We start from the raw sequence: 20,333 nt of genomic DNA, 5'->3' as shown, positions 1-20,333 counted from the left end.
ATTTTCGACCTTTCAGCCTCTTTTTTGCTCAGTGGGCCTCATCCCAATTGCAGGCCGCCCGCGCCTCTACCGTGAGGGGAACTGCGATGGCGACGGCGGGTGCGGCGGCGTTTTCCATCACTTGGCGGGCCACGGCGCAGGTCGCCTCGGCCTCGGCTTCCAGGGCCTCGAAGACCAGTTCGTCGTGGACCTGAAGCAGCATCTTCGAACTCAGACCCGCCGCCTTCAGGGCATCAGGCATCCGCACCATCGCCCGGCGCATCACATCAGCCGCCGCGCCCTGGATCGGAGCATTGATGGCCGCGCGTTCCGAAAACTGCCGCTGGGCCGCCGACTTGGAATGGACTTCGGGGATGTTGATCTTGCGGCCGAAGATCGTGGTCACATAGCCATGCTCGCGCACGAAGGCCTTGGTGGCGTCCATATAGGCCTGGATGCCGGGAAAGCGCTCGAAATAGGTCTTGATATAGGCCCCGGCCTCGCCCTGGCCGATACCCAGCTGGTTGGCCAGGCCGAAAGCCGAGATGCCATAGACGATGCCGAAATTGATCGCCTTGGCCCGGCGACGCACGTCGCTGGGCATGCCCTCGATGGGCACCCCGAACATTTCCGACGCCGTCATGGCGTGGATGTCGAGACCCTCCTGGAAGGCCTTCTTCAGCTGAGGGATGTCGCCGATATGGGCCAGCAGACGCAGTTCGATCTGGCTGTAGTCGGCGCTGATCAGCACCTTGCCCGGCGCGGCCACGAAGGCCTTGCGGATCTTGCGGCCTTCCTCGGTGCGGATCGGGATGTTCTGCAGGTTGGGATCCGACGACGACAGCCGCCCCGTCGTGGTCGCCGCCAGGGCGTAGGAGGTATGGACCCGCCCGGTCGAGGGCGCGATGGCGGCGATCAGGTTGTCGGTATAGGTGCCCTTGAGCTTGGACAGCTGGCGCCAGTCCAGCAGCACGCGCGGCAGCTCGTGCTCCAGGGCCAGGGCTTCCAGCACATCGCTGTCGGTGGACCATTGGCCGGTGGCGGTCTTCTTGCCGCCCTTCAGGGCCATTTCGCCAAAGAGGACGTCACCCACCTGCTTGGGGCTGCCCAGGTTGAACGGGTGGCCGACCAGTTGCTGCGCCTTGGCCTCGAAATCGGCCATGCGCAGCGAGAACTCGTTGGAAAGCCGGCGAAGGGTCTCGGGATCGACACGGATGCCTTCGTTTTCCATCTGGGCCAGCACCGGCGGTAGCGGGCGCTCCAGCGTCTCATAGACCGTCAGCAGCCCCTTGGCCGCCAGCTGGGGCTTGAGAACATTGTAGAGCCGCAGGGTGACGTCGGCGTCCTCGGCGGCATAGGCCGTGGCTTCCGTCAGGCCCACATGCTTGAAGCTGATCTGGCTCTTGCCCGTGCCCGCCACCTGCTTGAACGGGATCGGCTTGTGGCCCAGCCACAGCTCCGACAGCTCATCCATGCCGTGGCCGTGCAGACCGGCCTCCAGCACATAGCTGATCAGCATGGTGTCATCGACCGGCCCGACCTGCACCCCGTAGCGCGACAGGACGGCGAGGTCGTACTTGCCGTTCTGGGCCACTTTCAGCACCGCCGGGTCTTCCAGCATCGGCTTCAGCGCGGCGATGGCGGCGTCCAGCGGGATCTGCTCCAGGCTGGCGGCGGTCTCGAAGGCCAGGCCCTCGGCCTTCTCCTCGTGGGCCAGCGGAATGTAGCAGGCCTCGCCCGGCGCAAGGGCCAGCGACACGCCGACCAGGCCGGCCGTGGCCGAACCCAGGGCGTCGGTCTCGGTGTCGAAGGCGACGACGCCCTTGGCCTTGGCCTTGGCGATCCAGGCCGTGAGGGTGTCGAGGTCGCGGACGCAGGCATAGGCGGTCGTGTCGATCGCCACGGGCGCGGCCACCGGATTGGCCGCCGCCCGCGCAGCCGCACCCATATAAGAGACACTCGAGACCGGCGCGCTGGGGGCAGCCGAGGGCGGACGGTCCAGGCTGCGCGGCGAGGCCGAGGCATTGCCGTCGCCCACCCGGCGGGCCAGGGAGCGGAACTCCATCTGCTCCAGGAACGCCGCCAGCACGGCCTTGTCCGGCTCGCGCACGGTCAGGTCGCTGATCGGTTCGGGCAGCGGCGTATCGCAGTCCAGCTGCACCAGCTGGCGCGACAGCCGGATCTGGTCGGCGAATTCGATCAGAGTCTCGCGGCGCTTGGGCTGCTTGATCTCGCCGGCCCGGGCCAGCAGCGTATCCAGGTCGCCATACTCGTTGATCAGGGCTGAGGCGGTCTTGATGCCGATGCCGGGCGCGCCGGGCACGTTGTCGACGCTGTCGCCGCACAGGGCCTGAACGTCGACGACCTTTTCCGGATAGACGCCGAACTTCTCGAACACCTGTTCGCGGTCGATACGCACGCCCTTCATGGGGTCGTACATCGACACCCCGTCACCGACGAGCTGCATCAAGTCCTTGTCGGAGCTGACGATCACCGTCTCGCCGCCCTGTTCGCGCATGCGGCAGGCATAGGCGGCGATCAGGTCATCGGCCTCGTAGCCGGCCAGTTCGATGGCCGGGACGCCAAAGGCCAGGGTCGCCTCGCGCACCAGCGGAAACTGCGGGATCAGGTCTTCCGGGGCCGGCGGACGATGGGCCTTGTACTGGTCATAGAGTTTGTTTCGGAACGTCTTTTCCGAATGGTCCCAGATCACCGCCAGATGGGTTGGCGCATCGCCCTGCATGTCGCGCAGCAGCTTCCACAGCATGTTGCAAAAGCCCTGCACCGCACCCACCGGCAGGCCGTCGCTCTTGCGGGTCAGCGGCGGCAAGGCGTGGTAGGCGCGGAACAGATAGGCCGAACCATCGATCAGAAAGAGGCGCACGGCGGTGCCCTCTGTCGAGGGGCGAGCGGAGACGGCTTCGGAATCGGGCGCGGCGATATCGGTCATGGCCCGACCATAAGCCGCCGGGCACGGCCTGCAAAATGCTTCCGGCGCGGCGGCGCCCTCAGACCTTCACGATCCAGCGCCGCTTGTGCATATAGGCCAGCACCGCCCACAGCAGGGCGATGAACACCGCCACAGGGATAAAAGCAGCGGTCCTGGTCCCGATGATCGGCGCGGCGGCGTCATAGGGGATTTTCAGGATCTGCGCGGTCAGCATGATCGACGCCAGCTGGTGCAGCACATAGGCGAAGATCGCATTGACCCCGAAGTCGGTCATGAACGCGGTGCCGGGGACCTTCCACGCCTTCACGTCCAGCATCTGGTGCAGGCCGGCCAGGAGCAACAGGGTCGCGCCGGTGGAGACCAGCACATAGCTGCTGGTCCACAGGTCCTTGATCACCGGAAACACCACCGCCCAGGCCAGGCCCGCAATCAGAAGTCCCAGCCCGGCCAGGGCCAGGCCGCGGGCACCGCGCCGGGCGGCCAGCCATTCGCCGGCCGCCACGCCGATCAGGGCCTGGGCAATGGCCGGCAAGGTTCCCAGCAGGCCTTCGGGATCGTAGCCCATCGGCCCCTTGACGTAGTTGTGGACGCCCAGCACCGCGCGATCCAGCCAGGCCACCAGGCTGGCACCCGGCGTGGCCAGGCTGGCGGCACCGTCCGGCGAGGGCAGCAGGCACAGCGGCCAGTAGAGCAGCAGCAGGCCGGCGGCGATGGCCAGGCGCGTGCGCGGGCCGGCGGTTCGATACAGGATGGCGGCGGCCAGAAAGGCCAGGGCAATGCGTTGCAATACGCCCATCGGGCGGAAGTCCACGCTGCCCGGCGTCGCCAGCCAGTAGAGGTTGCTGACCAGCAGGCCCAGCAGGATCAGGCGGCCCGCGCGCACCAGCAGCCGGCGCAGCCCCGCCGCATTCAGAGCGCGCTCGGCGACCGGCGTGGCCAGGGGGATCGAGACCCCGGTCATCACGATAAAGGCGGGAAACACCGCATCGGCCAGGGTGAAGCCGGCCCAGCGGGCGTGCATCAGGACCGGAAAGACGTCGTAGCCGCTGACATAGTGAACATAGGCGGCGCTGTTGACGAGGATCATGCCGACGATGGTCAGGCCGCGCAGGACATCCAGCGAGGCCAGCCGGGGTGGCCGGGTGATCCCCGCATCAAAGGCCATGGCCTATTCGCCGTCCTCGAGGGTGCGGGCTTCCTCGGGCAACATGATCGGCACGCCGTCACGGATCGGATAGGCCAGCTTGGCCGTGCGGCTGACCAGCTCGCCCCGGGCGCGGTTGTAGTCCAGCGGGGCGCGGGTAACCGGGCAGACCAGCACCTCCAGCAGGCGCGGATCGATATCGACAGGCGGCGGAGCGGGAGCTGTGGTCATGAAAACTCCTTAGCCGCAGGCATCGCTATTGAATAGAGGCCGGCTCATCGTCGTCCCCGCCGGCGGCGTCGATCTCGAGCAAGGCCACCAGGGTGGCGCGCCGGTCGGCGATGGTCGGGGCCTCCAGCAGCGCCTGCTTCTCCATGGCGTCGAACGGCAGGGCCATGGACAGGCTGTTGATCAGGGCGTCGGAGGGCGCGTTCTCGGCGCTGGTCCAGTCGATGGCCAGGCCCCGATGCTCCAGATAGCGCCGCAGGGCCGCCAGCAGGGGCGCCGGATCGGCTCCACCGGTAGAGCCACCCAGGTCGTCGCGCAGGTCAGCCTTGAACGGTGCGAAATCGGCCCGCACCTGACGATAGGGCGTACGCACCGGCAGTTCGGCCCCGGCCCGGAACCGGCACAGGCCGCTCAGGGTGATCAGATAACGGCCATCGCTGGTCTCCGCAAAGCTCGTGATCCGCCCCGCGCAGCCGATCGGCGCCAGGGCAGGATTGTGCTCGTTGCCCTCGACGTAAAGCCCGCGCGTCTGGATGATGCCGATGACCCGCTCGCCGGACATGGCGTCATCCAGCATGTTGAGATAGCGCGGCTCGAAGATATTGAGCGGGAGCTGCCCGCCGGGCAGCAGCAGCACCCCGTCCAGCGGGAACACCGGGATCACCAACGGCAGGTCGCTGACCTTGCGAAAGACGCCCGGCATCGGGAGCTCCTAGCTGAACAGGATGGAGGACAGGCGCTTGCGTCCGGCCTTGGCGACGTCCGACATCGCGCCTGCCGCCTCGAACACCGTCAGCAGCTGCTTGCGCGCCGCATCGTCATTCCAGGTCCGGTCGCGGGCGATGATGACCAGCAGATGGTCCGAAGCCTCCTGCAGGTGACCGGCACCGGCCAGGGCCTTGGCCAGCTCGAACCGGGCCTCGTGATCGTCCGGATCGGCGGCCAGGCGCGCCTCGAACGGCGCGGTCTCCGATGGCGCGTCGGCGGCCAGGGCCAGGGCGGCGCGAACGCTTTCCAGGTCTGGATCCTTGGCGTTGTCGGGGGCCATGGCGGCGATCTCGGCGGCGTGTTCCAGGTCTCCGCTGTCGAGATAGCAGCGGGCCATGCCGCCGATGGCCTTCACGTTCGTCGGGTCCAGTTGCAGGGCCTGGGCGAAGGCCTGGGCCGCGCCGCCGATATCGCCCAGGTCCAGCGACTCGCGTCCCATGGCCAGCAGGGCGTCCATCTCGCTTTGGGCCGGAGGGCCGGAGACGCGGGCGATGAAGGCCTTGATCTCGCTCTCGGGCAGAGCGCCCTGAAAGCCGTCGACCGGCTGGCCGTTGACGAAGGCATAGACCGTAGGGATCGACTGCACGCGCAGTTGGCCCGAATAGCCCGGGTTCTTGTCGACATCGATCTTGACCAGCTTGACCGCGCCGCCCGCTGCGGCGACCGCCTTTTCCAGGGCCGGGGTCAGCTGCCGGCACGGGCCGCACCATGTGGCCCAGAAGTCGACGATAACGGGCTGGGTCTTGGACGCCTCGATGACATCGGCCATGAAGCTGGCGTCCGTGCCATCCTTGATGTGCGCGCTTTTTCCACCGGCTTGAATGGGGGCGGGCTTTTCGCCGATCAGGCTCATCGGAAGTCTCTCATACAGGTCGCAACGCGTTCACCGGCAAGATGGTCCCTTGAGGCGACAACCGCAATCGCCGGTCTCGCTATTCCACCACCGCCATCGCCGCGAAATCCACGATCATCGGCGTCACGCCCAGCGCGGCCAGGAACGCGCGCAAGCCTGCCTGGCTGAGCGCCGTGGTGGCGTTGTTGGCCAGGGGGTGGAAGTTGACCGGGTCGGCCTCGGCCAGGGCCGCATCCAGCACGAAGCGCACGCGATGGTCGATGTCGTTGATCAGGCCAAGAGCCGTGACCGAACCCGGCGTCACGCCCAGGGTCTCGACCATCAGGGCTTCCGACCCGAACGACAGCCGGGCCGAGCCGATCACCGTATGCAGGCGCTTGAGATCAATCACCGTCTCGCCCAGGGCCGAGATCAGCCAGAGCTGGCCCTTGGCGTCCTTGAGGAACAGGTTCTTGGTGTGGCCGCCGGGCATGGCCGCCTTGATGTCCAGCCCCTCTTCCACCCGGAACACCGGCGGATGATCGAGCGTGGCATGGGCGATGCCGTGGGTGTCGAGGAAGGCGAAAAGGTCGGCTCTGGTCTTCATGCGAAGGCTTTTAGGGGCATGCACTTCCGCCTCCAACCCTGACATCGCTCTCCCCGGCGAAAGCCGGGGCCCAGATCGAGCCACGAGCCGAGGGGGCTAAGGCCAGGCCGGCTGGCGCGATCACTTAAACCTCTCCGGATGAATCTGGGCCCCGGCTTTCGCCGGGGAGAGCGGGTGGGGGCATGGGGCGCTGGACGCGCGGACCTTCACGGCGCTAGACCTGAGCCTAGGGTCTAGGAAAACAGGAAGACGAGAGCGGCATGGAACTGGAGTGCTATCCCACCGAGAACCGCCCGCCGGAAATCGTGCCGGGCCGTCCGCAGCGGGCCTGGATGGACCATTTCGCCGACCGCCACCCCTATCGCTGCCTGCCCCTGTCGATGGCCAACACCTCGGGTTGGGAAATTCTATGTCCGGTCGGCTTCTCGATGAGCTGGGACGGCGGCGCGCATCAGGACTGCATAAAGTTCCAGCCCGACCACCCCTATCCGGGCTTTACGGATTTTGTGAAGTCGCACTTCTCGCGCGGCACCGTCACCTTCCATACCGGCTATCTGTTCCGCACCCCGCCGGGCTGGTCGATCCTGACCATGGGGCCACCCAACCACATCAAGGACGGCATCCAGCCCCTGGCGGGCCTGGTCGAGACCGACTGGCTGCCCTTCCCCTTCACGATGAACTGGCTGTTCACGCGCCCCGGCACGGTGCGCTTCGAAAAGGGCGAGCCGTTCTGCTTCATCATGCTGATGCAGGACAAGCAGATGGACAACGTCCAGCCGGTGATCCGCTCGATGAACAGCAATCTGGACCTGCGCCGCCAGTACGATGTGTGGGCCGAGAAGCGCAGCGAGTTCAACAGCCTGATCTTCAAGCGCGATCCCGAGGCCACCAAGGAGGCCTGGCAGCGGTTCTACTTCAAGGGCGAATATCCTGAAGAGGTGAAGGCCGAGGCCCCCAGCCACCACGTCAACAAGCGCCGCCTTAAGGCCCCCAAGCTCGGATGAAGGCATGAAGCGGGTCCTGTTCGTCTGCAGTCAGAACAAGTTGCGCAGTCCGACTGCCGAGCAGGTCTTCTCGACCTGGGAGGGGATTGAGGTCTCCTCCGCAGGCCTCAACAATGACGCCGTCGAGCCGCTCACCGGCGAGATGGTCGCGCAGGCCGACATCATTTTCGTGATGGAAAAGGCCCATCGCAACAAGCTGGGGCGCCGCTTTCGGGCCCAGCTGAAATCGGCTCGCGTCATCTGCCTGGATATCCCGGACGACTACGATTTCATGGACCCGGAGCTGATCCGGTTGCTTGAGGCGCGGGTCCCGAGGTTCCTGCCCACCCGCTGACTTCCCGACCAGAGAACTCTGCTTGACAGAGCTTACTCATAGGCGCTAACTCTGAAATGCAGAGCGCTCTGATTTCTGCAACAGGAGAGCCCCATGGCTATGACCCCTACCGAGGCAGCCGCTGCGCTGTCGGATATTGAAACCACCACGCGCCGGGGCATGACCCTGCGCGGCTACCGCATCGGCGGCCCCATCCTGATGATGTGGTCGGTCATCTGGGCCATCGGCTATCTGTCGATGGGGCTGCTGCCGCCCCAGTATGGCGGCCTGGTCTGGCTTCCGCTGGACGTTGTGGGCATCGTCGGCAGCATCCTGCTGTCGCGCAGCGCGCCGCCCAGCGCCCTGGGCACCCAAGGCAACAAGACCATGGCCTGGCGGATGCTGGGCGGCATGGCCGCCACGCTGGCCTTCATCACGGCTGTCTTTTCGGTGTTCCAGCCGACAGACCCCGCCGTATTCATGGCCTTTCCCGGGCTCTTGATCGGCGTGATCTATGCCTTGATCGGCTGCTGGGTGGCGCCCCGCTACATCGTCATCGGGGCTGTGATGTTCGTCCTGACCCTCGTCGGCTTCTTCGCCTTCAAGCCCTGGCTCGCCTTCTGGATGGCCTCGGCCAGCATCGCCCTGTTCGTCAGCGGCCTGTGGCTGAGGAAGGCGTGAGCATGGCCGAGTCCGAAGACCTGCTGCACCAGCCCCTGCGGCTGAAGATCATGGCCGCCCTCTATGCCGAGCGCGATGTCGAGCCGCTGGACTTCCCGCGCCTCAAGGCCATCAGCCAGGCCACCGACGGCAATCTGGGCAGCCACCTGACCACCCTGGAAAAGGCCGGCTATGTCACCCTGGAGAAGGACTTCGTCGGCAAGCGCCCGCGAACCCGGGTGGCCCTGACGCTGGAGGGCCGCCGCGCCTTCCGCCGCCACGTCGACTATCTGCGCGCCCTGGTCGAGGGGGTGGACGAAAACGAGGCCTGACCGGCCAAACCCGTCCAAAGTCCGGGTTGATCGCCGCTGGCGGTTGGCCCGGACGGTCGGACTGGCTAAGGTCGCGCCACCATCCTCAACCCGACCGAGACCTTGATGACCAAGCTGATCGACCTTGCCGGCTTTCTGGCCGCAGAACCCGCCGACGCCGCCCTCAAGGACCTGATCACCGTGATCGCCGGCTCGTGCGGTCAGATCAGCAAGGTCGTGGCGTCGGGCGCGATCAGCGGCAGCCTGGGTGCCGCCGGCCAGGTCAATGTGCAGGACGAAGAGCAGAAGAAGCTCGATATCATCACCAACGACATGCTGCGCGACGTGCTCAAGGCCTGCCCCGCCGTGGCCGGCCTCGCCTCCGAAGAGCTGGACGAGATCGAAACCACCGGCCGTTCGGGCGGCTATCTGGTCACCTTCGATCCGCTGGACGGCTCCAGCAATATCGACGTCAACGTCTCGGTGGGCACGATCTTCTCGGTGCTGCCCGCGCCCGCCGCCGGTATCCCGACCGAGGCCGACTTCCTGCAGCCCGGCCGCAATCAGGTCGCGGCCGGCTACGCCGTCTATGGCCCGCAGACCATGCTGGTGGTCACGCTTTCGGAAAAGGTGGTCGGCTTCACGCTTGACGCCGACGGTGCCTGGCTGCTGACCCACGAGACCCTCGCCATCAGCGCCGATACGGCCGAGTTCGCGATCAACATGTCCAACCAGCGCCACTGGGCACCGTCCATTCAGGGCTATGTGCAAGGCTGCGTGCAGGGCAAGGACGGCCCGCGCGGCAAGAACTTCAACATGCGCTGGGTCGCCTCGATGGTGGCCGACGTCCACCGCATTCTGATGCGCGGCGGCATTTTCCTCTATCCGTGGGACGCTCGCGAACCCGACCGCGCCGGCAAGCTGCGCCTGCTCTATGAGGCCAACCCGATGTCGCTGATCGTCGAACGGGCGGGCGGCAAGTCGACCACGGGCACGACCCCAATCCTCGACCTGCAACCCACCAAGCTGCACGAGCGCGTGCCGGTGGTGCTGGGCTCGGCCAACGAGGTCGACCAGGTCAAGGCGGCGATGGAAGCCTGAGTGGGGACGGCGACGGGCGTGCCCGGCGATCGCTCGCCGGAGTGCCACGCCCGCTCTGTAAAGACCCGTGCCAGTGATCGGCCTTAAACCCGGTCAGACAGCGGCCCTGTTCTTCAGCAGGTCATCGACCACTGACGGATCGGCCAGGGTCGAGGTGTCGCCCAGGCTGGAGAGTTCGTTCTCGGCGATCTTGCGCAGGATGCGGCGCATGATCTTGCCGGATCGGGTCTTGGGCAGGGCCGGCGCCCATTGCAGGACATCGGGGGCCGCGAACGGACCGATCTCCTGTCGCACCCAGAGGATCAGGGCCTTGCGCAACTCTTCGCTGGGCGTCTGGTCGGCGTTCAGGGTGACATAGGCATAGACACCCTGACCCTTGATGTCGTGCGGATAGCCGACCACGGCGGCCTCGGCGACGGTGGGGTGGGCCACCAGGGCGCTCTCGATCTCGGCCGTGCCCAGGCGGTGACCCGAGACATTGATCACGTCATCGACCCGGCCGGTGATCCAGTAGTAACCGTCCTCGTCGCGGCGGCAGCCGTCGCCGGTAAAATACTTGCCCGGATAGGCGCTGAAATAGGTCTCGAAGAAGCGTCCGTGGTCGCCATAGACGGTGCGCATCATGCCCGGCCAGCCATCGGTGATCAGCAGGTTGCCCTCGGTCGCGCCGTCCAGAATAGCCCCCTCGGCATCGACCAGTTGCAGCTTCACGCCAGGCAGGGGCTTGGTGGCCGAGCCGGGCTTCAGCGCCGTCGCGCCCGGCAGGGGCGAGATCAGGGCGGCACCGGTTTCGGTCTGCCACCAGGTGTCGACGATCGGAAGTTTCTCCTTGCCGACCACGCGGTGATACCAGAGCCAGGCCTCGGGATTGATCGGTTCGCCGACGCTGCCCAGCAGCCGCAGGCTGGACAGGTCGTTCTTCAGGACGTGCTCGTCGCCCTCGCGCATCAGGGCCCGCAGGGCGGTGGGGGCGGTGTAGAAGATCTCGACCCTGTGCTTGTCGATCACCTCCCAGAAGCGGCTGGGGGTCGGATAGTTCGGCACGCCCTCGAAGATCAGGCTGGTCCCGCCATTGGCCAGCGGCCCATAGACCACATAGCTGTGGCCGGTGACCCAGCCCACATCGGCGGTGCACCAGAACACCTCGCCCTTCTTTCCTGAAGAGGAGGCCCGGTAGTCGAAGATCACCTCATGCGTCCAGGCGGCCCAGGTCAGATAGCCGCCGGTGGTGTGCAGCACCCCCTTGGGCTTGCCGGTCGAGCCTGAGGTATAGAGGATGAACAGCGGGTCTTCAGCGTTCATCGGCTCGGGCTCGCAGGTGGACGAGACGCTGTCCATGACATCGTCCCAGACCACGTCGCGGTGACGCATCAGCGGCACGTCGGCGCCGGTCCAGCGCACCATCAGGACCTTGCTCACCCAGGGACAGTGCTCAAGCGCCTTGTCGATATTGGCCTTCAGCGGCACGCGCTTGCCGCCGCGCTTGCCCTCGTCGGCGGTGATCACGAAGTGCGAGGCGCAATCCTGGATGCGCCCGGCGATGGCGTCGGGCGAGAAACCGCCGAACACCACCGAGTGGACGGCGCCGATCCGGGCGCAGGCCAGCATGGCGACAGCCGCGATCGGGATCATCGGCAGGTAGATCGTCACCCGGTCGCCCCTGCGCACGCCCTGCACCTTGAGGACGTTGGCCATACGGCAGACCTGCTCGTGAAGCTGGCCATAGGTCAGGGTCGAGGAAACCCCGGGCTCGTCCCCCTCGAAGATCAACGCCACCTCGTCCTTGCGGTGCGGCAGGTGGCGATCCAGGCAGTTGACGCTGACGTTCAGCACCCCGTCGGCGAACCAGCGGATGCGGAAGTCATCCTTGGCGAACGACACGTCCTTGATCTGGGTGGGAGCCTTGATCCAGTCCAGGCGTGCGGCCATGTCACGCCAATAGCCCTCCGGATCGGCCTCGACGCGGGCCAGGGCCGCCTCATAGGCGGCGGCGTCCATATGGGCCCTGACGGCCCAGTCTTCAGGAACCGGATAGGTCGTCGGGGTCGCAGCGGGCGAGAGCTTGGCCAGCGTGTCGGGCATGATGCGGATCCAGGTCCTGGAAAAGAGGTCTTGGGAAGGCGGAGGATCAGAAGCCGGCGGTGAGCGGAATGGTCTCAGGACCGCCGGTCGCGTCGACAACGGCGTCGTTGCCGAAGTTGAGCCCGAGATTCAGCAAAACGCCGGCCGGAGCTGTCCCGACCATCAAGCCCGTCATGCGCATCGCGTCTGCTCCCTGCCCATCTGTCGTGGGTTGAGGCAGACAAGAGGCCGTCGGCTGGCTGAGCGCCATTAGCCGTTGGTCGAGTCTCGACCAAAGTCGAAGTCTGGGCTCGACGCGAGGACAGATCCCGAAGACAATTGGCAAAAGGCCGCACGACAAGGTCTGGCAGGGGATTCCATGGGTCGCGTCGTCATCGCAGACGATCATCCGCTATTGCGCGAGGCGCTGAGGGCGGCTGTCCTGCGCGCTGTTCCCGGCGCGGCCTTGACGGCGTGCGCGAGTCTGGCGGCGGCGCAGTCGGCCCTTCGCGAGGCGCCTGCAGACCTGGTGCTGCTCGATCTCAAGATGCCCGACTGCGATGGCTTCGTCGGCCTGCTGGCCTTGCGGGCCGAGTTTCCCGCCGCGCCTGTCGTGATCGTCTCGGCCAGCGAGGATGCGGAAACCATTCGCCGGGCCATGGCCATGGGCGCCGCCGGCTTCATACCCAAGTCGACACCCCTGGCCGAGATGGTCGAGGCGCTGGTCCTGATCCTGGAGGGTCACGCCTGGGTTCCCCATCACATCGATGTTCCGGCCTCCGCCGAACACAGCTTCTCGGCCCTGACCCCGGCCCAGTTGCGGATCCTGATCGGCCTGCAACGCGGCTGCCTGAACAAGCAGATCGCCTTCGAGATGGGCGTCACCGAAGCGACCATCAAGGCGCATCTGACGGCCATCTTTCGCAAACTGGGCGTGCACAACCGCACCCAGGCCGTCATCGTCGCCCAGTCGCTTCAGGTCGCCTCCGAAGCTTAGGGGGCCACGTCTCCGCGGTCGGGCGAACCCGATCGGGCGCTGGCCAGGAAGGCCTTCAACACCGCCGGCCGCGCGGGCTTGGCGATCAGGGTCGCGCCGATACTGGCAGCCCGAGCGCCCAGGTCTGAAGAGGTGTCGGCCGTGACCAGGGCCACGCGCCCGACACGGCGACCCAGGCTTGCAGCCAGCGCCAGGCCGTCGAGGCTGCCCAGGTGATAGTCGATCAGCGCCGCGTCCCACTCGCCCTGCAGGGCCAGGGCGGCTTCGGCGCTGCCGGCCACCGTGATCGCAACGCCCCATCGGCCCAGCAGCGCCTGCAGGCTCTCGAGAATGGCGCTCTCGTTGTCGATGCACAGAACGCGAAGCCCCTCCAGGGGGGCTCCAGACGGCGCAGCGGCTGTGGCGAGCGACTGTCGCGGCGCCGCACGGGGAACCCGCACCGTAAACCGCGTGCCCCGCCCCGGCACGGAACTCAGTTCCACCGGATGGTCCAGCAGGCGGCTGACCCGGTCGACGATCGCCAGACCCAGTCCCACGCCCGGATCGCTGTCAGAGCCGGGGTCAAGCCGCTCGAACTCGCGGAAGATCACCTCGCGGTCGGCGGCCGCGATGCCCCGACCGGTGTCGAGTATCTCGAAACGCACGGCGCCGCCCTGCTTGCGGCACCCGACGACGACACCGCCTTGGTCAGTGTATCGCAGGGCGTTGCCGATCAGGTTCTGCAGCACCGAGCGCAGGAGATCGCGGTCTGACTCCACCCAGAGCGATGTCGGCGCGACGGTCAGCTTCAGGCCCTTCTCGGCCGCCAGGGGCGCGAACTCGACCCGCAGCTCAGCCAGCAGGGGGCCGGCGGCGAACGGCTGGACGGTGGGCCGCACGCCACCGGCTTCAAGCTTCGAAAGGTTCAGCAAGGCCAGCAGCAGACGATGGGCGCTGGCGATCGACTGATCGGCATTGGCCGCCCAGCGCTGCATCTCTGGCGAAGCCTGACTCAGGTCTTCGGCCAGGGCGCCGATGAACAGGCGAGCCGCATTGAGCGGCTGCAGCAGGTCATGGCTGGCGGCGGCCAGGAAACGGGTCTTCGAGGCTGTGGCCTGTTCGGCCTGGGCCTTGGCCGCCGCCAGTTCGCGGGTGCGTTGCTCGACCCTGATCTCGAGCTCGGCGCGTGACTCTTCCAGGGCCTCGGCAGCCTGACGCAGTTCGGTGATGTCGTTGAAACTGGTGACATAGCCGCCACCCGGCATGGGCGCACCGGTCGAGCGCAGAACCCGGCCATCGGGCCTGATACGCTCATAGCTATGGACCTTGCGGCGATGCAGATGCTCCAGGCGCCGCGCGACCAGGGCGTCAACCTCGCCGGAGCCGCATTCGCCACGCAGGGCGTTGAAGCGGATGACGTCGGCGATGGGCAGTCCGACCTTGATGAAGCCGCTGGGGAGATCGAAAAGCTCGAGATAGCGGGTATTCCAGGCCACCAGGCGAAGATCCTGATCAACCACGCTGACGCCCTGGCTGATATTGTCGAGCGTGGCCTGCAGCAGTCCGCGGTTGAACTGCACCGCCTGGGCCGCTTCGTCGAGCAGGCGGATGACCTCGTCAGGGTCACGGGTGCCCCCGGACAAGGCGGTGGCGATGACGGTGCGGGCCGACGAGGCGCCGATGGCGCCGGCCAGCATGCGTTCAGCGGCTCTCGCCAGGGCGGGATCGACCGTGTCACCGTCGCGGACCTTGCGATCTCGGGACCGTTCGAGGGCCTCAAAGCCACTTTGCGCCCGGCTCTCGCCCAGGAACTGGGCGACCAGAACCTTCAGATCACCGGCAGTCCCGCCCAGCGTGGTGTCATCGTTCTTGCGCATCGGACGGCCGTCCGGCTCGACGAACGCCTGGGCCTGGATGCGATCGATCAGGCGCCAGTGCGCGGTCAGGGACAGGCCCAGATAGAGGCTGAGATTGAGCCCCAGGCTCCACATCACCCCGTGGGTCAGGGGATCCAGGCCATGAAGGCCAAACAGGGCATGGGGATCAAGCCACTCGGGTCCGTGGAAGGGTCCCAGAACCTGCGGCGCAGCCAGGGTGTAGCCCCAGACCAAGAAGCCGGCGCACAGGCCGCTGATCGCGCCGCGCGTGTGGCCGCGACGCCAGATCACGGCGCCGATCAGCATGGGCGCCAACTGGGCGGCGGCGGCGAACGAGATCAGACCGATCGACGCCAGATCAGCCGACTTGTCGATCTGCAGATAATAGAGGCAGGCCAGGGCAAGGACGGCGACAATCGCCGCTCGCCTGACAGTGAGGATGGTTTTCGACAGGTGCGCCATTTCGGTCCAGCGACCGCGCACCAGCAACGGCAGCACGAGGGCGTTGGACGCCATGGCCGAAAGCGCCACGGTCTCGACAATGACCATGGCCGTGGCGGCGGAAAAGCCGCCGAGAAAGGCCAGGGCCGCCATTCCGGGAAAGCCGAACAGAAGCGGCAAATCGAGAACGTACAGGTCCGGATCGATCGGGGCGGGCAGCAACAGACGCCCCACCGCCACGATCGGCAGAACCGCCAGACTGGTCAGGGCCAGATACAGCGGAAACACCCAACGCGCGGTGACGCCGCCGCTCTCGCCAGGCGACTCCACGAACCCGATGTGGAACTGACGTGGAATGCAGAAGGTCGCTGCGGTCGCCAGCAAGGTGATGGTGACAAACCGCGCATTGATCAGCGGCGGCTGGCCCAGTGACCCCGTCAGCGTCACCGCCGCAAGGGGCTCACCACGCTTCCACAACAGATAGACCGCCAGCAGGGCCACGGCGACCAACGCCGCCAGCTTCATCACCGACTCAAAGGCCACGGCGTGAACCAGGCCCCGGTTCTGCTCGGTCAGGTCGGTGCGCCGGGCGCCGAACAGGATCGCAAAGCCCGCGAGCAGGCCGGCGATCACAAAGACGCTGCCGCTTACCGGGTCAGCGTCCGGCCGACCGGTCAGCAGAGTCCAGCTCATGGCCAGCGATTTGAGCTGCAGGGCGATATAGGGCACCGAGCCCACGATCGCGACGACCGCCACAAGGGCGCCCAGCGTCTTGCTCTTGCCGTAGCGCGCAGACAGGAAGTCGGCGATGGAACCGACATTTTCCCGCTTGGCCGCAGCGCCGATCCGCCGCCAGAGGGGAAAGAGGACCGTCAGGGCGATCATCGGCCCCAGATAGATCGGCAGATACTCCCACCCCGACCTCGCGGCCGTGCCCACCGCCCCGAAATAGGTCCAGGAGGTGCAGTAGATCGCCAGGGACAGGGCGTAGATCAGGGCCCTCAGGTGGCGGCTACGGACTTCCCTGCGGTCGGCCCGCCAGGCCACGGCGAACAGGATCGCCATGTAGAGGGCCACCAGACCAAGGATGATCGGATCCGCCAAGGACGCCCTCCCAAGGTCGCCCGTCAGACGGGGCGATCATAAAACAGATCTGGAGCGACCACGCGGGCCGCTCCAGATCCATGGCACACGAATCCTGACGGGCTCAGGCCTCGATGTCGACGTCCTTGGTTTCCTTGAGGAACAGGATACCGACCACCGCGGTCACCCCCGCCACCACGATCGGGTACCACAGGCCGTAGTAGATATTGCCCGTTGCGGCGACCATGGCGAAGGCTGTGGTCGGCAGGAAGCCACCGAACCAGCCGTTGCCGATGTGATAGGGCAGGCTCATCGAGGTGTAGCGGATATTGGTCGGGAACATCTCGACCAGCATGGCCGCGATCGGCCCGTAGACCATCGTCACATAGATCACCAGGATGGCCAGGATGGCGACCACCAGCGGCTTGTTGACCAGCGCGCTGTCGGCCTTGGCGGGATAGCCGGCCGTCTTGAGCGCCGCGCCAAGCTCGGCTTCCCAGGCTTTCTTGCGATCCTTGAACGCGGCCTTGTCCAGCGTGTCGCCCGCGAAGGACGGCAGGACGGTTTGGCCGATCTTCACCTGTGCCAGGGTGCCGGCTGGGGCAGCGGCGTTGGTGTAGGTGACGCCGGCCTTGGCCAGATAGGACTTGGCCAGGTCGCAGGAGGTGTTGAACACCGTCTTGCCGATCGGATCGAACTGGAACGAGCAGTCCGCCGGATCGGCGACCACGATCACCGGCGAGGTGGCGACGGCGGCAGCCAGTTGCGGATTGGCCGCCACGGTCAGGGTCTTGAACAGCGGGAAATAGGTCAGGCAGGCCAGGACGCAGCCGACCATGATGATCCACTTGCGACCGATCTTGTCCGACAGCCAGCCGAAGAAGATGAAGAAGGGCGTGCCGATCAGCAGCGAGATCGCCACCAGGCCGTTGGTCAGCCCACCATCGACCTTGAGCATCTTTTCCAGGAAGAACAGGGCGTAGAACTGACCGGTGTACCAGACCACCGCCTGGCCGGCGGTGAGGCCCACCAGCGCCAGGATGACGATCTTCAGATTGCCCCACTTGGCGAAGCTGTCGGCCAGCGGCTTCTTGCTGCCCTTGCCCTCATCGACCATTTTCTGGAACGACGGGCTTTCGGAAAGTTGCAGGCGGATCCACAGCGACACGCCCAGCAGCAGCACCGAGATCAGGAAGGGAATGCGCCAGCCATACTCCTTGAAGGCGTCTTCGCCGATCACGTTGCGGGTAGCCAGAATGACGATCAGGCTCAGGAACAGGCCGAAGGTCGCCGTCACCTGGATGAAGCTGGTGTAGAAGCCGCGCCGGTTGGCCGGTGCATGTTCGGCCACATAGGTGGCAGCCCCGCCGTACTCGCCGCCCAGGGCCAGGCCCTGGATCAGGCGCATCGCCACAAGGGCGATGGGCGCGATGATGCCGATCTGCTCATAGCTGGGCAAGAGGCCGACCACGAAGGTCGATAGCCCCATCAGCAGCATGGTGACCAGGAAGGTGTTCTTGCGGCCCCACAGGTCGCCCAGGCGACCAAAGACCAGAGCGCCGAACGGACGCACCGCAAACCCGGCCGCGAAGGCCAGCAGGGCGAAGATGTAGCCCGTCGTCTCGTTCACGCCCGAGAAGAAGTGGTGGGTGATGTAGGTGGCCAGAGAGCCATAGAGGTAGAAGTCGTACCACTCGAAAACCGTGCCCACCGACGCCGCGCCGATGACCATTCCGTCCTTGCGGCCAACGACCTTTCCGTCCTTTGCGCCAGACGATATCGCGGCATCGTCAACCATATCATGTCCTCCCAGGGCCTCGCCGCTTTGCACGGCTCTCATTCATTCCGGCATCTCGCCGCGAGGCCGGATGGTGGCAGCCTGCGGCGCAGTTGGAGAGCACGACTTTGGTCGAAGCCTTGAGGTGAGCCCATCAAGGTCCGCGACTGAACATCTCGCCTAGGTGCGCAGATACGATTCGAACCAACGGCTCTCAACCGTCCAGACGGCCGGATTTATGCCCGCAGCAATCAAAGCGGGGCCTATGCGATTTTTTGCTGATCGAGGAAGGCGCAGCGCCCCCTGCACCAAATCGCAACCACCGTCCCAATCACCGTCCTGGAACGGAAATCGGCGGAGCCATATTCGGCTAAGTGATTGAAGAAAATGGCGCGCCCGGAACGAGACGGCTGATGGCCGCTTGGCCGGTCGTGATCCGGCTCGATGGCGGCGGTGATTTTGCTGTCGCTGGGCATGCGCTGTGCTCGATAGACTCGGGTCTACGAGGCTTCCGATCTGCGACCCTAATCGTCAACACGCAGTCTCGGTGAGGCTCGTGCGCGGAGCCGCTTGGGCGTCACCTGAGCCTTCAGGAGTTCGTCCATGGACTTGGCCACGGGCGCGGGGAACAGGCCTTCGAGCCCTTCCTCGCACCGCAGAGCGATAGCCGCCTTCACGAGGTCTTCGACAGAGGCGTAGCCCTCGGTTTCCAGCCGTCGCCACGTCCGATAGGCGACACCGGCGCGCGTGGCGGCGTCACGCTGGGTCAGTCCAAGCCCGAGGCGCCGAGCCCTGATGCGCTGACCCAGTTCCACCTGCAATTCGCTGCCGGTCTTAAACGTCCACATACGGCCGCTTGCACCTCGATCTGGTCATCTACTGTCCAACCGTGGACGCTTCGACGGTGGCCGCCATGGTCTGCTTGACCCGCTGGACGGTGGCGGTCGAGACGCCTGTCGCTTTCGCTACCGCCCGTATGGACTGACCGGCGCGAAGGCCTTGCTCGACCTTCTTCAACCGGATCGGCGGGATGGGCGGACGACCGAGCCGGACGCCTTTGGCACGACACCGATCCAGCGACGCTGAGATTCTGGCCTTGATGATCGACCGCTCGAACTCGGCGAAGACGCCGAGCATCTGGAACATCATCCGCCCAGACGGGGTGCTGGTGTCGATGGCCTGCTGGTGGAGATAGAGGTCGCAGCCCTTGGTCTGGACGTCGGTCAGGAATGCCACCAGATCGTTCAGGGAGCGTCCTAGACGGTCCACCGACCACGCGGCCACGATGTCCACTTCACGCCTCGCCACGGCCTTCAGGAGGCCGTCATAGCCCGGCCGCTTGTCTCTGCCCTTGGCGCCGCTGATGCCCTCGTCGGAGAAGGTCTGCACTACGGTCCACCCCGACCGGTGGGCGACCTCGGTCAGGGCCATGATCTGGTTCTCGACGGTCTGCTGATCGGTCGAGACGCGGACGTAGAGTGCAGCGCGCTTCAGGCGGGTTCTCCGTGGTGATTGGTGGGCTGGATCAGATGCTCATGGCTCGGCGGAGGGGCAAGCCAACGGTCGCTTCCGACCGCGTGACAAAACCCCCTCTATAAACGGCGGCTAGAATCCGTTGCCGGGCCTCGATCTGGCGCCCTCGGAATGGCGTGCTGGAAAGCATCTGATTGAGTCACGGCCCCAGCCGCCGATGGCGCAATAGGGTCAATCGCGATCCGGCCGCGAGCCGCACACGTGCTCGGCGCCGGTGGGAAACCCATTCGCGCGTGCTTAGCCGGGGCTGCGCCCCAATCCAAAATTTGACCTTCCGGGGGCAAGGCCATCGAAAAGACGGCGGCCGAGGAAGAGACGGCGCGCATGCGCGGTCGGTCCTCGGTTCGCTACGACGCCGGGCGCCGAAGGCGAGCGGCTCGTCCCTCATTGTCAGCCACCCTGTTGCTCAGATCGGCGGTCAAGCGGGAGGCGGTCACCTGTCGGTGCCCACCTGTCGGCGAGGACAGATCGCCAACGCCTCCGGTCCTCACCTCGCTCTGCTCGGCTCCGGTCCTCGGCACCGATCTGGCCTCGCCGCCTTCGTCACGTCGTATGAAAGAGGTCAGGCCGGAAACCCACTCTCACCTTACTCTTAAGAAGCACGCGCGAGTGGGTTTTGCCCAGTCCCGGTCACGCTTCCCTCGACCGTCCCATCACCATGGCGATCATATTGGCGCAAACGACGCAC

General features: G+C 66.1%; 19 protein-coding genes. 6 read left to right on the top strand and 13 right to left on the bottom strand.

Features of this window, described 5'->3' with window-relative positions; translation table 11 throughout:
• Nucleotides 1-28: 28 nt before the first annotated feature.
• The 6 genes from polA to ACW179_RS08080 all read right to left on the bottom strand — a co-directional run bounded on the left by polA (nt 29) and on the right by ACW179_RS08080 (nt 6,508).
• The gene (polA, locus tag ACW179_RS08105; protein ID WP_492063789.1) at nt 29-2,929 is read right to left on the bottom strand and encodes a DNA polymerase I; all 2,901 of its coding nucleotides are present in this window, start codon (nt 2,927-2,929) and stop codon (nt 29-31) included.
• Between the two features lie 58 nt (nt 2,930-2,987).
• Nucleotides 2,988-4,094 (bottom strand): heparan-alpha-glucosaminide N-acetyltransferase domain-containing protein, encoded by a 1,107-nt coding sequence (locus tag ACW179_RS08100; RefSeq protein WP_492063788.1) that lies wholly within the window; start codon nt 4,092-4,094, stop codon nt 2,988-2,990.
• A gap of 3 nt (nt 4,095-4,097) precedes the next feature.
• Nucleotides 4,098-4,304: a Trm112 family protein gene (locus tag ACW179_RS08095; RefSeq protein ID WP_492063787.1), complete on the bottom strand. Its 207-nt coding sequence runs from the start codon at nt 4,302-4,304 to the stop codon at nt 4,098-4,100.
• A 25-nt stretch (nt 4,305-4,329) separates the two neighbouring features.
• On the bottom strand, nt 4,330-5,004 hold the full coding sequence (locus ACW179_RS08090) for an LON peptidase substrate-binding domain-containing protein (protein WP_492063786.1): 675 nt from the start codon (nt 5,002-5,004) through the stop codon (nt 4,330-4,332).
• Nucleotides 5,005-5,013: 9 nt separating this feature from the next.
• Complete coding sequence (locus ACW179_RS08085) at nt 5,014-5,922, bottom strand: tetratricopeptide repeat protein (protein WP_492063785.1); 909 nt, start codon at nt 5,920-5,922, stop codon at nt 5,014-5,016.
• Nucleotides 5,923-6,001: 79 nt separating this feature from the next.
• A complete protein-coding gene (locus ACW179_RS08080) occupies nt 6,002-6,508 on the bottom strand; it encodes a prolyl-tRNA synthetase associated domain-containing protein (RefSeq protein ID WP_492063784.1) in 507 nt (168 codons plus the stop codon).
• 260 nt (nt 6,509-6,768) lie between these two features.
• On the opposite strand from ACW179_RS08080, the gene ACW179_RS08075 reads away from it, so the two are divergent.
• The 5 genes from ACW179_RS08075 (at nt 6,769) to ACW179_RS08055 (ending at nt 9,897) form a co-directional block, all read left to right on the top strand.
• Nucleotides 6,769-7,512: a DUF6065 family protein gene (locus ACW179_RS08075; protein WP_492063782.1), complete on the top strand. Its 744-nt coding sequence runs from the start codon at nt 6,769-6,771 to the stop codon at nt 7,510-7,512.
• 4 nt (nt 7,513-7,516) lie between these two features.
• Nucleotides 7,517-7,846 carry a low molecular weight protein tyrosine phosphatase family protein gene (locus tag ACW179_RS08070; protein ID WP_492063781.1) on the top strand — a complete coding sequence of 110 codons (330 nt, stop codon included), beginning with the start codon at nt 7,517-7,519 and terminating at the stop codon, nt 7,844-7,846.
• Between the two features lie 93 nt (nt 7,847-7,939).
• Nucleotides 7,940-8,506, top strand: coding sequence for a hypothetical protein (locus tag ACW179_RS08065; RefSeq protein WP_492063780.1), 567 nt, complete (start codon nt 7,940-7,942; stop codon nt 8,504-8,506).
• Nucleotides 8,507-8,508: 2 nt separating this feature from the next.
• Nucleotides 8,509-8,817 (top strand): winged helix-turn-helix domain-containing protein, encoded by a 309-nt coding sequence (locus ACW179_RS08060; RefSeq protein ID WP_492063779.1) that lies wholly within the window; start codon nt 8,509-8,511, stop codon nt 8,815-8,817.
• A 105-nt stretch (nt 8,818-8,922) separates the two neighbouring features.
• On the top strand, nt 8,923-9,897 hold the full coding sequence (locus ACW179_RS08055) for a class 1 fructose-bisphosphatase (protein WP_492063778.1): 975 nt from the start codon (nt 8,923-8,925) through the stop codon (nt 9,895-9,897).
• Nucleotides 9,898-9,990: 93 nt separating this feature from the next.
• Here ACW179_RS08055 and acs read toward each other — a convergent pair whose 3' ends face one another.
• Together acs and ACW179_RS08045 are read right to left on the bottom strand one after the other, a co-directional pair.
• Nucleotides 9,991-11,979, bottom strand: coding sequence for an acetate--CoA ligase (acs, locus tag ACW179_RS08050; protein ID WP_492063777.1), 1,989 nt, complete (start codon nt 11,977-11,979; stop codon nt 9,991-9,993).
• A 46-nt stretch (nt 11,980-12,025) separates the two neighbouring features.
• On the bottom strand, nt 12,026-12,160 hold the full coding sequence (locus ACW179_RS08045; protein WP_492063776.1) for a hypothetical protein: 135 nt from the start codon (nt 12,158-12,160) through the stop codon (nt 12,026-12,028).
• Nucleotides 12,161-12,337: 177 nt separating this feature from the next.
• On the opposite strand from ACW179_RS08045, the gene ACW179_RS08040 reads away from it, so the two are divergent.
• A complete protein-coding gene (locus ACW179_RS08040; RefSeq protein ID WP_492063775.1) occupies nt 12,338-12,955 on the top strand; it encodes a response regulator transcription factor in 618 nt (205 codons plus the stop codon).
• Here ACW179_RS08040 and ACW179_RS08035 read toward each other — a convergent pair.
• The 5 genes from ACW179_RS08035 to ACW179_RS08015 all read right to left on the bottom strand — a co-directional run bounded on the left by ACW179_RS08035 (nt 12,952) and on the right by ACW179_RS08015 (nt 19,606).
• Nucleotides 12,952-16,356, bottom strand: coding sequence for a hybrid sensor histidine kinase/response regulator (locus ACW179_RS08035; protein ID WP_492063774.1), 3,405 nt, complete (start codon nt 16,354-16,356; stop codon nt 12,952-12,954). The genes ACW179_RS08040 and ACW179_RS08035 overlap by 4 nt on opposite strands.
• A 103-nt stretch (nt 16,357-16,459) precedes the next feature.
• Complete coding sequence (locus ACW179_RS08030) at nt 16,460-18,133, bottom strand: MFS transporter (protein ID WP_492063773.1); 1,674 nt, start codon at nt 18,131-18,133, stop codon at nt 16,460-16,462.
• Between the two features lie 242 nt (nt 18,134-18,375).
• On the bottom strand, nt 18,376-18,588 hold the full coding sequence (locus tag ACW179_RS08025; RefSeq protein WP_492063772.1) for a hypothetical protein: 213 nt from the start codon (nt 18,586-18,588) through the stop codon (nt 18,376-18,378).
• Nucleotides 18,589-18,636: 48 nt separating this feature from the next.
• Nucleotides 18,637-18,960 carry a helix-turn-helix domain-containing protein gene (locus ACW179_RS08020; protein ID WP_492063754.1) on the bottom strand — a complete coding sequence of 108 codons (324 nt, stop codon included), beginning with the start codon at nt 18,958-18,960 and terminating at the stop codon, nt 18,637-18,639.
• A 28-nt stretch (nt 18,961-18,988) separates the two neighbouring features.
• On the bottom strand, nt 18,989-19,606 hold the full coding sequence (locus ACW179_RS08015) for a recombinase family protein (protein ID WP_492064271.1): 618 nt from the start codon (nt 19,604-19,606) through the stop codon (nt 18,989-18,991).
• Nucleotides 19,607-20,333: the final 727 nt, after the last annotated feature.

The sequence above is a fragment of the Caulobacter sp. AVps18 genome (assembly GCF_058681425.1).
The sequence above is the reverse complement of the archived record's forward strand: the minus strand, read 5'-3'. Positions and strand labels throughout refer to the sequence as shown.

Excerpts from the sequence above, each read along its gene's own strand:
- ACW179_RS08080 (WP_492063784.1), bottom strand. The coding sequence starts at position 6,508 with ATGAAGACCAGAGCCGACCTTTTCGCCTTCCTCGACACCCACGGCATC.
- ACW179_RS08020 (WP_492063754.1), bottom strand. The coding sequence starts at position 18,960 with ATGTGGACGTTTAAGACCGGCAGCGAATTGCAGGTGGAACTGGGTCAG.
- polA (WP_492063789.1), bottom strand. The coding sequence starts at position 2,929 with ATGACCGATATCGCCGCGCCCGATTCCGAAGCCGTCTCCGCTCGCCCC.
- ACW179_RS08025 (WP_492063772.1), bottom strand. The coding sequence starts at position 18,588 with ATGCCCAGCGACAGCAAAATCACCGCCGCCATCGAGCCGGATCACGAC.
- ACW179_RS08055 (WP_492063778.1), top strand. The coding sequence starts at position 8,923 with ATGACCAAGCTGATCGACCTTGCCGGCTTTCTGGCCGCAGAACCCGCC.
- ACW179_RS08065 (WP_492063780.1), top strand. The coding sequence starts at position 7,940 with ATGGCTATGACCCCTACCGAGGCAGCCGCTGCGCTGTCGGATATTGAA.
- ACW179_RS08060 (WP_492063779.1), top strand. The coding sequence starts at position 8,509 with ATGGCCGAGTCCGAAGACCTGCTGCACCAGCCCCTGCGGCTGAAGATC.
- ACW179_RS08085 (WP_492063785.1), bottom strand. The coding sequence starts at position 5,922 with ATGAGCCTGATCGGCGAAAAGCCCGCCCCCATTCAAGCCGGTGGAAAA.
- ACW179_RS08075 (WP_492063782.1), top strand. The coding sequence starts at position 6,769 with ATGGAACTGGAGTGCTATCCCACCGAGAACCGCCCGCCGGAAATCGTG.
- ACW179_RS08100 (WP_492063788.1), bottom strand. The coding sequence starts at position 4,094 with ATGGCCTTTGATGCGGGGATCACCCGGCCACCCCGGCTGGCCTCGCTG.
- ACW179_RS08090 (WP_492063786.1), bottom strand. The coding sequence starts at position 5,004 with ATGCCGGGCGTCTTTCGCAAGGTCAGCGACCTGCCGTTGGTGATCCCG.
- acs (WP_492063777.1), bottom strand. The coding sequence starts at position 11,979 with ATGCCCGACACGCTGGCCAAGCTCTCGCCCGCTGCGACCCCGACGACC.
- ACW179_RS08095 (WP_492063787.1), bottom strand. The coding sequence starts at position 4,304 with ATGACCACAGCTCCCGCTCCGCCGCCTGTCGATATCGATCCGCGCCTG.
- ACW179_RS08030 (WP_492063773.1), bottom strand. The coding sequence starts at position 18,133 with ATGGTTGACGATGCCGCGATATCGTCTGGCGCAAAGGACGGAAAGGTC.
- ACW179_RS08045 (WP_492063776.1), bottom strand. The coding sequence starts at position 12,160 with ATGCGCATGACGGGCTTGATGGTCGGGACAGCTCCGGCCGGCGTTTTG.
- ACW179_RS08070 (WP_492063781.1), top strand. The coding sequence starts at position 7,517 with ATGAAGCGGGTCCTGTTCGTCTGCAGTCAGAACAAGTTGCGCAGTCCG.
- ACW179_RS08040 (WP_492063775.1), top strand. The coding sequence starts at position 12,338 with ATGGGTCGCGTCGTCATCGCAGACGATCATCCGCTATTGCGCGAGGCG.